The following is a 12,807-nucleotide window of genomic DNA, read 5'->3' on the forward strand; positions in this document are numbered from 1 at the left end:
AACCATCGCGCTTACAACTCAACATCTTGATAATTGTTGCTTTCGCTTGGCGCTTTTGTCGTTGCGCCCGCGTCCCGAACCGGCGCACCAGAGGTCATGGACCTGAACTCGGCAATGCACCGTGCGCGGGAGCACTCCCCGTTTCTTGCCCGGCTGCTCGAACTGGAGGCGCCGCTGCTCGACGGCGCATGGGAAGACGATCCGCTCGCCCACGCGCGGATCGACGATCCCGACATGCCTGTCGCGCGGCGGCTGCGGATCGAGCGGCGGCGCGTGGCGCTGCTGGTGGCGCTGGGCGACCTTTCCGGCGCCTATGACCTGCGCCGCGTGACGGGGCTGCTCAGCGCCTTTGCCGATCATGCGCTCGACGTGGCGATCCGTGCCGCGATTGAGGAGCGAACCCCGGGTGCCGCGCCCCAGGGGTTCGTGGCGATCGCGCTCGGCAAGCAGGGCAGCCGCGAGCTCAATTACTCGTCCGATGTGGATCCGATCCTGCTGTTCGACCGCGCGACCCTGCCGCACCGCGACCGAGAGACGCCGGACGAAGCGGCGATCAAGATCGCCCGGCGCGCGACCGAGCTGCTCCAGACGCGCGATGGCGACGGCTATGTCCTGCGCGTGGACCTGCGGCTGCGCCCCGCGCCCGAGGCATCGCCGATCGCGCTGCCGGTGGGGGCGGCGATCAGCTATTATGAATCGCAGGCGCTGCCGTGGGAGCGGGCTGCCTTCATCCGCGCGCGGGCGGCCGCGGGCGACCTGGCGCTGGGGCGGCGGTTCCTGGTCGCGATCCGCCCCTTCGTGTGGCGGCGCGCGCTCGACTATGGCGCGGTGGCCGAAATCCGGCAGATCTCCGGGCGGATCCGCGATCATTATGCCCAGGGCCAGGCATTCGGCCCCGGCTATGACTTGAAGCGCGGGCGCGGCGGCATCCGCGAGGCCGAGTTCTTCGCCCAGGTGCACCAGCTGATCCACGGCGGCCGCGACCGCGCGCTGCGGGCGCCGGCGACCCTGGATGCGCTGGCCGTGCTGGCCGAGGCCGGCTGGATCGCGCCCGAACAGGCAGCGACGCTGGCGGAGGGCTACACGCTGTTCCGCACGATCGAGCACCGGCTGCAGATGATCGACGATCGCCAGACGCACAGCCTGCCGACCTCGCCGGAGGCGCTCGACCATGTCGCACGGCTGCACGGGCTTGCGGACGGCGACGCGCTGCTCGACCTGCTGCGGCCGAGGGTGGAGGGCGTGGCGGCGGTGTACGACACGCTGGGCGCGAGCGACCGGCCAGCGGTGCCGGGCGATGCGCAGCTGCTGGAGGCGCGGCTGGCCGAGCTCGGCTTCGACCCGGCCGACCAGGCTGCGCGGCGCATCGCCGACTGGCGCAGCGGCCGCTATCCGGCGCTTCGCAGCCCGGCCGCGCGCACCGCGCTGGAGGCGGCGCTGCCGGAGATGCTGAGCAGCCTGGCGAGCGCGAGCGATCCCTATCAGGCGCTGATCCGACTCGACGGCATGCTCGGGCGCCTGCCCAGCGCGATCAACCTGTTCCGCCTGCTGGAGGCGCAGCCGGCGCTCGCCAAGCTGCTGAGCGCGATCCTCTGCCATGCGCCGACCCTGGCGGAGACGCTCGCCCGGCGGGCGACGCTGCTCGACGGGCTGATTGATGCAAGCGCGCTGGAGCCGGTGGGCGAGGTGGCAGAGCTTGCGGCCGGGATGGTCCCGCGCGAGGCCGGGGCCTCCTACGAGGCGGTGCTCGACCATGCCCGGGCGATCGTGGGCGAGAAGCGCTTTGCCCTGGGGGCGCAGATCATCGCCGGCACCAGCGATCCGATGACCGTGGCGGCCGGCTACGCCCGGGTGGCCGAGGCGGCGATCGAGACGCTGGTCGCCGCTACCGTGGCCGAGTTCGCGGCCCAGCACGGGCGGGTCCCGGACAGCGAGCTGGTGATCGTGGCGCTCGGCCGGCTGGGCGGGGGGCTGCTCACCCACGCCTCGGACCTCGACCTCGTCTACCTCTTCACCGGCGACTATCGCGCGGAGTCGGACGGGCCCAAGCCGCTGGGGGCGGTCCTCTACTACAACCGCCTGGCGCAGCGGGTGACGGCGGCGCTGTCGGTGGCGACCGCCTCCGGCCCGCTCTACGAGATCGACACGCGGCTGCGGCCGTCGGGAGCGCAGGGGCCGCTGGTGGTCTCGCTGGAAGGCTTCGCCCGCTACCAGCGGGAAAGCGCCTGGACGTGGGAGCACATGGCGCTGACGCGGGCGCGGCCGGTGTTCGGGTCCGCAGGTGCGCGCGAACAGGTGGCGGGCATCGTCCGCGCGGTGCTGGAAGGGGACCGGCCGGAGCGCGACATCGTCGCCGAAGCGCGGGAGATGCGGGCGGAAATGGCGCGGCACAAGCCGGGCAGCGGACCGCTCGACGTGAAGCTCGCTCCCGGCGGGCTGGTCGACCTGGAATTCGCCGTCCACGTCGTCCAGCTGGTCCATCGCACCGGCTTCCATGCCGACCTGCCGGGGGCGACCGCGGCCCTGGAGGCGGCCGGGCTGCTCCCGCACGGGCTGGTGGAGGCGCATACGCTGCTGACGCGCGCGCTGGTGACCTTCCGCCTCGTCGCGCCCGACGCGCAGCTGCCGCCGCCGGCGTCGCGGGCGCTGGTCGCGCGGGCGCTCGGGCAGGCCGACTGGGAGAGCGCGGTTGCCTCGCTCGACGCGGCGCGGCAACGGGTGGCCGCCGCCTGGGCGGCGGTGAGCAACGGGAAGGACGCGGGATGAACGAGGGCGATGCCATTCCGGCAGTGACGCTGACGGCGAGCGACGGGACCCTCATCGACCTTCCGTCGGTGCGGCCGCTGGTGGTCTATTTCTATCCAAAGGCGGACACGACCGGCTGCACGCGCGAGGCGATCGACTTCGGCGATCTCCAGCCGCAGTTCCGCGCGGCGGGCGTCGAGGTGATCGGCGTGTCCAAGGACACGCCCGCCAAGCTCGAGCGGTTCATCGCCAAGCACGGGCTGACGGTGCGGCTGGCGAGCGACGACGGCGCCGCGTGCGAGGCCTTCGGCGTCTGGGGCGAGAAGAAGCTCTACGGCCGCAGCTACATGGGAATCGAGCGGGCGACTTTCCTCTTCGATGCCGAGGGGCGGCTCGTCCAGGCGTGGCGCAAGGTGAAGGTGCCCGGCCATGCCGAGGCGGTGCTGGCCGCCGCCCGCACGGTGAAGGCGGCCGGATGACGAGCATTGCCGAGGCCTGCCGCGCGGTTCTGGAGACCGCCGACCCGCGCATCAAGGTGAAGCGGGCGCGGGCGGCGGCGCGGGCATGGCGGCGGGGCGACCTGGCGTTCGCGTTCGACGTCGCCATGCCGGACCGGCCGGGCCGGCCCGAGCGGCCGGAACTGCTGCCGCCCAACCGCATGCCCAAGCGCGGCAAGGGCGGGTCGGAGCGCGGGCGGCTGGCGCTGCTGCACGCGCTGGCGCACATCGAGTTCGTGGCGATCGACCTGGCGTTCGACGCCGCCGGACGCTTCGGGGCCGAGTTCCCGCGCGGTTTCACCGACGACTGGATCGGGGTCGGCGCGGACGAGGCGATGCACTTCGCCGTGCTCGAACGGCGGCTCCGCCACCTCGGCAGCCACTATGGCGCGCTGCCGGCGCACGACGGGCTGTGGGACGCCGCGATCGAGACCGCGCACGATGCGCTGGCGCGGCTGGCGGTGGTGCCGATGGTGCTGGAGGCGCGCGGCCTGGACGTCACGCCGGCTACCGTGGAGCGGGCGCGGGCAGGGGGCGACGAGGCCACCGCGCGCATCCTCCACCGCATCTACACGGATGAAATCCGGCATGTTTCCGCCGGCACCCGATGGTTCCAACATCGTTGTAAAATCGAGCGAATCATTCCCGCGCCGCATTGGCAGACGCTGGTACGGCGGCACTTCCGCGGGGCCGTTAAGCCACCGTTCAACGATTCGGCGCGTGCGTGTGCCGGTCTGACGCGCGATTACTACGAGCCGCTTGCAGAAAGCTGACCCGTCAGGTCAATCAACGCTCGTCAAGGCGCGGAGGGGCTGCAGCTGAGACATCGATGAAGTGCGAACGGCCGCAAGACTGCTCGCGAAACTCGGATCGCCGGACTCAGTATGACCATCAGCAACGTCGTCTCAGCCAACGCCGCGATTGCTCAGCGGTTCCGTCGTTTCTTCACCTTTCGCGATTTCATTCTGCACGACGGCCGCACCCGCCGCCGGGTCCGCATCGCGGCCCGCACCCAGGCGGTTGCCGCGGCCTTTGCGGTGATGACCATCGGCTTCTCCGGCTATGGCGTCGCGAATGCCGCGGTGGACACCGTGGTCGCCGCCGGCCTCGCCCCGAAGGCCGAGCAGGCTGCCAGCGTCGCCCAGATGCAGCAGCGGGTCCGCGTGATGGAGGCCAATGTCGCCGAGCTGCGCCAGGTCGCCGCTGCCCACGCCGCCCGCATCGACCAGCGCCAGGCGATGATCGCCGCGGTGCTGACGGGCGAGGGCGATCCGGCCGCGCTCGCCGATGCCGCGCTTGCCCCCCTGCCGCAGGGCAGCAAGGCGGTGGCGAGCGTGACCGCGCCGCTCCAGCGCGCCGAGCAGCGCCAGGCAGAGCTTGCCGCCAAGGCGCAGGAAGTCACCGCCGAGCGCTATGCCGAGACCGCCAAGCAGCTCCGCAAGCTGGGCCTGCGCCCCGAAAAGCTCGCGATGGGCGGCCCCTATGAGCCGGTGAGCACGACGGAAGCCGCCGCCGTCACCGCAGCGTCGAGCGAGGCCGACGCCCAGTTCCGCAACCTTTTCATGACCTGGAAGAAGCTCGACACGCTCGAGCAGGCTGCGATCGCGATCCCGTCGCTCCAGCCGGTCGACAACATCAAGCTGTCGAGCAACTTCGGTGTCCGCTCGGATCCGTTCCGCGGCACCGCCGCGATGCACGCCGGCATCGACCTTCCGGGGCCGATCGGCACGCCGGTCTATGCCACCGCCGACGGCATCGTCGGCCGGGCGCAGCGCGCGGGCGGCTACGGCAACCTGGTCGAGCTCAACCACGGCAAGGGCATCCAGACCCGCTACGGGCACCTGTCGAAGATCCTGGTGGGCCCGAACACCCGCGTGCGCCGCGGCCAGCTGATCGGCCTGATGGGCTCGACCGGCCGCTCGACCGGCAGCCACCTTCATTACGAAGTGCGCATCAACGGCGCCGCCGTGAACCCGATCCCCTATCTGCAGGCCGGCGACCAGCTGCTGGCGGCGCAGGATCGCGCGGCGCGCAACCGCCAGCAGGCCGTCGGCGGCCCGGCGAACTGATCGCACGACTTCCCGAGACGGAGAGGAGAGGGGCCACGGCGACCATGGTTGCCGATGGCCCCCGTACCTCTTATCTCCGGCCCATGGCCACCATCCCCGTTTCCGAAGTCGGCCTGACGCCATCCGCCGCGGCGCGTGTCGCCGCGATCGCCGCGCGTCAGGGCAAGCCCGCCATCCTGCGCCTGTCCGTCGAGGGCGGCGGCTGTTCCGGCTTCCAGTACCGCTTCGGCCTGGCCGATGGCCCGGAGGGCGATGACAGCGTCACCGAGACCGACGGCGTCCGGCTGGTCGTCGATTCGATGAGCCTCGACCTGGTGCGCGGCGCGCAGGTGGATTTCGTGGAGTCGCTGGGCGGCGCCGCGTTCAAGGTCGAGAACCCCAATGCCGCGTCGGGCTGCGGCTGCGGCACCAGCTTCTCGATCTGACGCCCCCGCGTGCGCATCGTCACCTACAACGTCAACGGCATCAAGGCGCGCCTGCCGCGCCTGCTGGAGTATCTCGCCGAGCAGACGCCCGACGTCGTCTGCCTGCAGGAGCTCAAGTCCAGCGACGAGACCTTTCCCGAGGCGGAGATCCGCGCGGCGGGGTATGGCGCCGTTTGGCATGGGCAGAAGGGGTTCAACGGCGTCGCCGTGCTCGCCCGGGGCGCCGATCCGGTGGAGCGCCAGCGTGGCCTTGCCGGCGAGCCGGAGGACGAACACAGCCGCTATCTGGAGGCCGAGGTCGACGGCGTGGTGATCGCGTCGATTTATCTGCCCAACGGCAATCCGGTGCCCGGCCCCAAGTTCGACTATAAGCTGCGCTGGATCGAGCGGCTGTCCGATCGCGCCCGCGCCCTGCTCGCCGAGGAGCGGCCGGTGGTGCTGGCGGGCGACTACAACGTCATCCCCAACGACGACGACGTCTATTCGGTGCGTGCGATGGCGAGCGACGCGCTGATGCAGCCGGAGTCGCGCCAGGGCTATCGCGCGCTGGTGGCGCAGGGCTGGACCGATGCACTGCGCACCCGCTTCCCCAAGGGCGGGGTGTGGACCTTCTGGGACTATCAGGCCGGCGCCTGGCAGCGCGACGCGGGCTTTCGCATCGACCACCTGCTGCTGAGCCCCATCGCCGCCGACCGGATTCAGGACGCCGGCGTCGACAAGGAGTATCGCGGCCGCGAAAAGGCGAGCGACCACGCGCCGACCTGGGTGCGCCTGCGTTGAGTCGGGTTGGGCGGGCGGCACTCGCCGCCGCGCTGCTGATGCCGGCGGCTGCCCAGGCGCGGGACTATTGTCCGACCCGTCCGGGCCTGGGGGAAAACCCGTGCGTGGTCGAGAAGGGCACCATCTCGGTCGAGACCGCCCTGATCGACTGGGAGCATGATCGCAGCGCCGAGGAACGCACCGATACGCTGCTGGTCGCGGACACGCTGCTGCGCTTCGGGATCAGCGACCGCGCGGAGCTGCAGCTGGAATGGCAGCCCTATGGCCGCGACGTGACGCGCGACCGGGTGCTGGGGGAGACGGAGCGCAAGGATCGCGTCGGCGACGTGACGCTCGGCGCGCGCGTGAACCTCGCCAATCCGGACGGCTCGGGCCTTTCCTGGGCGGTGCAGCCGTCGGTGACGCTGCCGGTCGGGCGCCAGCCGATCGGCGGCGGCGACTGGGGCGCGAGCCTGATTGTGCCCGTCGCCTATGCGCTGGGCGACACGCTCACGCTCGAATGGACGCCGGAAGTGGCGGCCCAGGTCGACGAGGACGGCCGCGGCCGGCACCTGGCCTATGGCACCATCGTCGGCCTGGAACTGGAGCTGACCGACGCGCTCACGACCACGCTGGAAGGCGAGGTCCGGCGCGACGACGATCCGGTCGAGCCTGCCACCACCGTCCGCGGCGCCCTGGCGCTGGCCTGGATGGCGAACGACGACACGCAGCTGGATGTCGGCACCGCCTTCGGCCTGAACCACGACACGCCGGACCTGCGCCTCTACGCCGGGGTCGCCCGCCGCTTCTGACCTCGGCGCCGTCCGTGAGCGTCGCCGTGAACCCATGAACGCCCGCTCCTGGATCGAGCGCTGAACGGCCGATTGTGGGTGGGGAGCGGTCATTGACGAGCAGCAGGGCCGCGGTACCCTGGATTGATGAGGATGCTGGCACTTCTCACGATGGTCCTTGCTGCCGCAGCGTGCGGCGTCGCGCCTCAGCCGGTCAGTAGCGAAACTGTTGCTGCCTTTGAGGTCCCGCTTCCTCAGGCCAAGGATCGCGCCGCGTTTCTAGCGATCCTACGTGATGCGGCGCGCGCTGAAGGAGCGCACGTAGACGCGGCGACCGACGAAGATTTGCGAGACACAGGGGCTGCAATGCCCCAAGCCAAGATGAGTATCCACGCTGCCGTATGGCGAGGATCAGATGACAAAGAGGCTTGGGCGACGATTATGGATCAGGCTGATCATCTCGGTCAGGTCTGGATCATGTTCTCGCGAGGTGAGAACGAGGAACTGGCCCATCGTTTTCAGAGAAGAGCGATGCGTGCAATTCAAGCCCGGTGGCCGGCCACATTATCGCTACCAATCATCGATTACCAAACCATACCTCTACGCAGTGATCTTGTAAGGACGCCCCATGGCTATCGCGTTCACCCGTCGGCTGCTTCGAGATACAGTGACAAGCCGACGATGTGAGAAGCATGTCCGCTCTTGGGCGCTTCCGGCCGTTCATTCGTATCCGTGCAGGAACGGTCGGAAACGGTGGGAAGCAGCCGTCAGATCGCGCCGCTAATCGCGTCTCTGGCACGGTCGTGACAGGCTCGAAAGTGACGGCCGGCGTCACGGGTCTGCAATCTAGTCGAGCATGCCGGCGATGGTGCGCACCGTGCGCAGGTTGCGGGTCGTCCAGATGCCGCCGCCCGGGCCCAATCCCATTTTCGAGCGCCCGGCGCCGTCACCGAAATAGAGCCACAGCGCGTCGCCCCGAAGCTCGACCCGCTCGCGGGGACCGGCGCGGCTGCGCAGAGCGGCGGCGTCCTCGTGTGTCGCCAGCTGCTTGCCCACGCAGAGCATCACCAGGTTCGGTTCCGCTTCTCCCTCCGACCCGAAGGGCTGGTCGGCCAGATACGCCCGCCATTCGACTGCCGAACGCGCGACCACGTCCACCGCGAAGCCGAAGCGCTGCGCGATCGCCTGTTCCAGAACCGCTTCGATCGCCGCGGCGGGGACGTCACTCGCCAGCACCAGGTTGCCGCTCGCCACATAGGTGCGGGCATCCCGGAACCCTGCGTCGTCCGCCAGCATCCGAAGTTCGGCCATCGGCACCCGCCGATGACCGCCGACGTTGATGCCGCGCAACAGTGCGACGTGACTAGACATGGCGACCTGCTGTTGTTGCCTTCCGACGCGTACCACAGGCCGTCGGGACAGCCACTGCCGAAGCGCATGTCGATGCCTGAGCCGCCTCTTTGGAAATCGCGCCACCTGTCGGCAAAACGCGCCATGGTTCGGCGGCGCGAAGCGCCGGAGCAAGGGGGCGCGTCGGCTAAGTCATTGAAAAGGCGCATGGCCACTGTTTGGCACGCATGATGCACTACCCCTTTTGTCAGCCAGCTGGCTGCTTGTTCAGGGAGAGACGATCATGACCATCCGTGTTGTTGCCGCCGCCGCCGCCCTCGTTCTGGGCGTTGCCACTGTCGCGGCCCCGGCCATGGCCGAGCCGCGCACCGTGCCGGCCCCCGCCACTTCCAGCACCGCCCAAAGCGTGGACACCGCCACGACCCCGTCGAAGCCCGGCACCAAGGCGAAGCGCGAGACCCGCTATTGCGCCGAGACCAGGATCACCGGCTCGCTGCTGCCGCGCCGCCAGTGCCAGACCCGTGAAGACTGGCTGCGCGACGGCGTCGATCCGCTCGACTATCTGCCCCGCTGAAGACGGTAGGCCGGGGGCAGGGCCCGCCCCCGGCACCGCCGCCGCGCGCTACAGCGTGCGCTGATAGACCTGGTAGACGCGATTGATCCGGCTCTGGATCGCGTCCGCAATCGCGATCATCCCCTGGTTGTCGTCCAGGATCCAGCCGATCTCGCCGCGCGACGCGCCATAATGGGCAACGGCATCGCGGCGGATATATTCGATCATCATGAAGGCCAGCTGGCTCGCCATCCGCGACGACTGCAGCCGCTTCACCACCCCCATCAGCGGAACGCGCATCGTCCGCACCTTGGGCTTGCGCAGCCACAGCAGCAGCTTGGCCCAGCCGAACGGGAGGAGCGAGCCGTTGAGCGGCTTGATCGCCTCGTTCATGTCCGGAAGCGTGATCATGAACGCCACCGGCTGCCCGTCCAGCTCCGCGATTCGGATCAGGTCCTCGAACACGATCGGCTTCAGCTTCTTGCCGACATCGTCGATCTCGGGCTGGGTGAGCGGCACAAAGCCCCAGTTGTCCGACCACGCATCGTTGAGGATCCCCAGGATCACCGCCGCTTCCTCGTCGAACCGCGACTTGTCGACCTTGCGGATGCGGATGCGGTCGTTCTTCTCGCCCGACTGGATGATGCGGTTGACGATGGGCGGAAAGGACTGGGTGATGTCCAGCTCATAGGTGACGAGCTGCTTGGCGGGCTGGTAGCCGGCGGCCTCCACCCAGCCCTGATACTCGGCCCGATGGTGGCCCATCAGCACGGTAGGGCTCTGCTCATGGCCCTTCACCAGCAGGCCGGGCTCCTCCCAGACCGACAGGCTGACGGGGCCGACGGCGCGCGTCATGCCCTTGTCCCGCAGCCACGCCTCGGCCGCCTCGATCAGGGCGGCGGCGGTGACGGCATCTTCCGCCTCGAACATGCCCCAGAAGCCGGTGCCGGGGCCGAAGCCCTGTTCGGCCGGCATGGTGAGCGCGAGCGTGTCGAGATGCGCGGAGATGCGGCCGACGACCCGGCCGTCCCGCTCGGCCAGCATCAGCTGCACCTCGGCGTGGCTGAACCAGCCGTTCTTCTTGGGATCGATCTGCCCGGCCACTTCGCTCTTGAGCGGCGGGACCCACTGCGGGTCGTCCGCATAGAGGCGGAAGGGTAGGTCGATGAACGCCTTGCGGTCCGCCTTCGACTGGACGGGACGGATCGTCGGTTGGGTGGCCACGCATGCCTCCGGAAGAATGGAATGGCTGGCGTGTAGCGTCGCGGGGGACGGAAGGCGAGGGGAGGGATCGACCGGGCCCGTCACAGTGATTGATTCAAGTCATCAAGCCGGCATGTTCCGATGCCTACACATGCCACGCTGTCGCCACTATCTCAGCGCTATGGAACAGGTCATGGAACCCACGCTTGCCCTTTCGCGGGATGCGGCCGGATCGGCGGACGCCCGTGTCGTCCAGCCCAAGCCGCGCATCCTCGACGACAAGACGATGCTGCGTACGGCGGCCGAGCTGACGCGCGACCTCAACGCGCCGAGCCGCACCCTCTACTGGGGCGACCTGATCGGCTCGGCGGTGCTGGGCTATGGCGCGCTGGTGGTGGCGGTGCTCGCGTCCTCTACGGTGGTCACGGTGCTGGCGGCGGTGGTGTCGGTGCTCGCACTGTACCGCGCGCTGCTCTTCATCCACGAAGTGAGCCACATGAAGCATTCGGCGCTGCCGGGCTTCCGGCTCGGCTGGAACCTGATCGCGGGCATCCCGATGCTGGTGCCGTCCTTCATGTACGAGGGCGTGCACAACCTGCACCACGCCAAGACCCGCTACGGCACCGCGGACGATCCCGAATATCTGCCGCTGGCGCTGATGAAGCCGTGGACGCTGCCGGTGTTCATCCTGGTGTCGCTGCTGGCGCCGATCGGCCTCCTGATCCGGTTCGCGATCCTGTCGCCGCTGTCCTGGTTGTCGCCCAAGCTGCGCGAGCTGGTGATCGCGCGCTATTCGTCGCTGTCGATCAACCCGTCGTTCCGCCGCCGCATCCCGGCCGGCGAGCAGCGGGTGCTCTTCGATCGCCTCGACGCCGCGGCGAGCGTCTGGGCGATCGCGCTGGTCGCGCTGGTCGCAACCGGCGTGATCCCGATGCGCGGCTTCCTGATCGGCCTGGGCATCGGGTCGGCGGTGGCGCTGCTCAACCAGGTCCGCACGCTCGTGGCGCACCTGTGGGAGAACGAAGGCGAACAGATGACGGTGACGGCCCAGTATCTCGACTCGGTGAACGTCCCCCCGCCGTCGCTGCTGCCGGGGCTGTGGGCGCCGGTGGGCCTGCGCTACCACGCGCTCCATCACCTGCTGCCGAGCCTGCCCTACCACGCGCTGGGTGAGGCGCACCGCCGATTGAGCGCGGTGCTGGAAGAGGGCTCGCCCTATCACAAGGCGAGCTACCGCAGCGCGCTGGGCCTGATGCACCGCATCGGCCGGAGCACGATGATCCGGCGCTAACGGGTCGGGGTTTGAGGAAACGAAAGGGCGGTCCGATCGGACCGCCCTTTTCCGTTTGGGCGGAGAGGCGCGCTTGGGATTGGCGCCTACTGTTTGCGGGAGAATGGAGAGGGCACGGACGGTGGCCGAGGGCGCTCGAGCCTAGCGATCTTCGCAGGCATGAGGATGACGGCGGAAACTCCGCGCTGCCTGTGCGCCAAGCTTGCCCTCGATCCCTGGGGCGCGGCGGCTTACGGGTTCGACCAGTTTACCGGCAGCACGCCGTAGCTCTCCATCGGCTTGCCCTGAGCATCGAGAGGAGGCTTCATGCGGACGCGCGAGACCGCGACGGCACAACTGCCCGCGTTCAGTCGCTCGTCGGCACTGGCGACGACAGTGCATCGTGCAACGCTGCCATCGACCTTCGTGTGGAGCAGGAGCACGACCCGACCGGACACGCCGGCGGTACGCGCCTCCGCTGGGTAGGTTTCGCGGGTGAAGGGGGCAGCGGTGGAACCGATGATGCCGGCCATCCTGTTCTGCAGATAGAGCTGCGGGTCGGCGCCCCAGGATTGTAGAAGCTCGGTCGTACAGGTGTCGAGCGCCTGCAGGGCGGCGGCCGTGCCGGTCATCTTGAGAGTCGGTGCGTCGGCCTTCCCAACCTTCATCGAGGTCGCGTCGGAGAGTTGTCGCAACGCTCCCTCATCCGGAAACAGCTTCAGCAGACGCCGCCCGGAATCGCGCATCGCGAAGGCCCCATAGTTCAGGCGAAGGTCCTCGCCCCCGCCGAGCGACACGCGCGTCTCGCCGATCGCATCCGGAAGCGACCTCTTGGGGGCGGCAAGCAGCAGCGTCCTTCGGCGACTGGTCACGATCGTCTCGAATCCGACCTCGACCGCGTTATCGGGTCCATAGGGTCGGATCACTCGGCAACCGACCTCCTCGGTCGACACCGCCCACGGTCCTGCCGGCGCAAGTTCCGCCGGCGCAGATGGTGCCGCCAGCAATGCGAGAATCCAGATCATCTATCCCCCAGGTTCCGCGCCGGATACGCCCGTTGTGGTGCGAGCGACCTTCCCCCATCAACAGGATAGACGGATGGTGGGCGGCGGAACGCGAATGGCTCGCCACGTCGTTCCTTGCGC

General features: G+C 69.3%; 13 protein-coding genes. 10 read left to right on the top strand and 3 right to left on the bottom strand.

What is annotated here, in order from left to right; all coding sequences use genetic code 11:
* The first annotated feature begins 114 nt into the window (after positions 1–114).
* The 8 genes from EO081_RS10490 to EO081_RS10525 all read left to right on the top strand — a co-directional run bounded on the left by EO081_RS10490 (position 115) and on the right by EO081_RS10525 (position 7,973).
* Positions 115–2,766 (top strand): bifunctional [glutamine synthetase] adenylyltransferase/[glutamine synthetase]-adenylyl-L-tyrosine phosphorylase, encoded by a 2,652-nt coding sequence (locus tag EO081_RS10490; RefSeq protein ID WP_240697633.1) that lies wholly within the window; start codon positions 115–117, stop codon positions 2,764–2,766.
* A complete protein-coding gene (locus EO081_RS10495) occupies positions 2,763–3,224 on the top strand; it encodes a peroxiredoxin (RefSeq protein WP_129341886.1) in 462 nt (153 codons plus the stop codon). The genes EO081_RS10490 and EO081_RS10495 overlap by 4 nt, the downstream gene beginning before the upstream one ends.
* Complete coding sequence (locus EO081_RS10500; protein ID WP_129341887.1) at positions 3,221–4,015, top strand: ferritin-like domain-containing protein; 795 nt, start codon at positions 3,221–3,223, stop codon at positions 4,013–4,015. Before EO081_RS10495 ends, EO081_RS10500 begins: the two co-directional genes overlap by 4 nt.
* A 111-nt stretch (positions 4,016–4,126) precedes the next feature.
* Positions 4,127–5,311 (top strand): M23 family metallopeptidase, encoded by a 1,185-nt coding sequence (locus EO081_RS10505; protein ID WP_129341888.1) that lies wholly within the window; start codon positions 4,127–4,129, stop codon positions 5,309–5,311.
* 83 nt (positions 5,312–5,394) lie between these two features.
* The gene (erpA, locus tag EO081_RS10510) at positions 5,395–5,736 is read left to right on the top strand and encodes an iron-sulfur cluster insertion protein ErpA (protein ID WP_129341889.1); all 342 of its coding nucleotides are present in this window, start codon (positions 5,395–5,397) and stop codon (positions 5,734–5,736) included.
* A gap of 9 nt (positions 5,737–5,745) precedes the next feature.
* A complete protein-coding gene (xth, locus tag EO081_RS10515; RefSeq protein ID WP_129341890.1) occupies positions 5,746–6,516 on the top strand; it encodes an exodeoxyribonuclease III in 771 nt (256 codons plus the stop codon).
* Positions 6,513–7,307, top strand: coding sequence for a transporter (locus EO081_RS10520; RefSeq protein WP_240697634.1), 795 nt, complete (start codon positions 6,513–6,515; stop codon positions 7,305–7,307). The genes xth and EO081_RS10520 overlap by 4 nt, the downstream gene beginning before the upstream one ends.
* Before the next feature lie 132 nt (positions 7,308–7,439).
* The gene (locus tag EO081_RS10525; RefSeq protein WP_129341891.1) at positions 7,440–7,973 is read left to right on the top strand and encodes a hypothetical protein; all 534 of its coding nucleotides are present in this window, start codon (positions 7,440–7,442) and stop codon (positions 7,971–7,973) included.
* A gap of 159 nt (positions 7,974–8,132) precedes the next feature.
* Here EO081_RS10525 and EO081_RS10530 read toward each other — a convergent pair whose 3' ends face one another.
* Complete coding sequence (locus EO081_RS10530) at positions 8,133–8,657, bottom strand: DUF1697 domain-containing protein (protein WP_129341892.1); 525 nt, start codon at positions 8,655–8,657, stop codon at positions 8,133–8,135.
* A 262-nt stretch (positions 8,658–8,919) separates the two neighbouring features.
* Here EO081_RS10530 and EO081_RS10535 point away from each other — a divergent pair, with 262 nt between their 5' ends.
* Complete coding sequence (locus tag EO081_RS10535) at positions 8,920–9,210, top strand: hypothetical protein (RefSeq protein WP_129341893.1); 291 nt, start codon at positions 8,920–8,922, stop codon at positions 9,208–9,210.
* Positions 9,211–9,258: 48 nt separating this feature from the next.
* Here the strand turns inward: EO081_RS10535 and EO081_RS10540 are convergent, their stop codons facing one another.
* Positions 9,259–10,413, bottom strand: coding sequence for an N-acetyltransferase (locus tag EO081_RS10540; protein ID WP_129341894.1), 1,155 nt, complete (start codon positions 10,411–10,413; stop codon positions 9,259–9,261).
* A 172-nt stretch (positions 10,414–10,585) separates the two neighbouring features.
* On the opposite strand from EO081_RS10540, the gene EO081_RS10545 reads away from it, so the two are divergent.
* Positions 10,586–11,683, top strand: a complete 1,098-nt coding sequence (locus EO081_RS10545) for a fatty acid desaturase family protein (protein ID WP_129341895.1) — start codon at positions 10,586–10,588, stop codon at positions 11,681–11,683.
* A gap of 230 nt (positions 11,684–11,913) precedes the next feature.
* On the opposite strand, the gene EO081_RS10550 is transcribed toward EO081_RS10545, so the two are convergent.
* Positions 11,914–12,687, bottom strand: a complete 774-nt coding sequence (locus EO081_RS10550) for an energy transducer TonB (protein ID WP_129341896.1) — start codon at positions 12,685–12,687, stop codon at positions 11,914–11,916.
* Positions 12,688–12,807: the final 120 nt, after the last annotated feature.

Origin of the sequence: Sphingomonas desiccabilis (assembly GCF_004135605.1) — a bacterium.
GTDB lineage: Bacteria > Pseudomonadota > Alphaproteobacteria > Sphingomonadales > Sphingomonadaceae > Sphingomonas > Sphingomonas desiccabilis.